Source organism: Ruegeria sp. AL12 (assembly GCF_056540885.1).
Genome location: NZ_JBQFXN010000179.1, coordinates 1 through 574, shown reverse-complemented (window position 1 = coordinate 574; position 574 = coordinate 1). Strand labels below are relative to the sequence as shown.

1 protein-coding gene is annotated in these 574 nt (G+C 55.6%); it reads right to left on the bottom strand.

What is annotated here, in order from left to right:
* Nucleotides 1-537: hypothetical protein (locus ACR0C6_RS22090; RefSeq protein ID WP_480621334.1), on the bottom strand; the 537-nt coding region annotated here is incomplete at its 3' end.
* Between the last annotated feature and the right edge of the window lie 37 nt (nucleotides 538-574).

Sequence of the window (574 nt, the reverse complement as noted above, 5' to 3'; positions counted from 1 at the left end):
CGCAACAAGGCGATAATACGTGCGCCAGTGCATCCCCTTCGGCTTCGTTCCTTCCATCAGATCCGGATCGTTCAACCAACCCAGGCGTTCGCGTATTTTATCAGCACGCCTTTGGTTACGTTGAAAAGTAGTTTCTCGCTGGGACGGATATGCGAGCTGGTGGCAATGACGACACGCGAAAATACGCCCACCATAGAGCTTAGCGACACGTCGACCGCAACCGTGCGCTGGGCAAGCGAACCAGTAGCGATGGCCCCCGTAATGACAAGGCTGAGAAAGCAATCGCACCGGGTAGTCGAGGCACTCCCACTCGTCGCCGTGGTCCCGGCTGCGATAGATGAGTCTCACACACCCATGCTCGGCCAGTACGTCGATGCTGGCGACTTTTTTGCCTTCGATAGACCATTGCCATGAAAAGCGTCGTCCAGGCGTCAGAAAGCCCTCACGCGCCCAGCGCCGCGCATCGATGCTGCGATAATCGGAAGTCGTGTTCTTTGCTCCCCAATGCCAGTGCCTACCACTTCCAATACCGCCCATTTGCTTCTCCAGATTTTATCGAAATCATAAGGGAGAA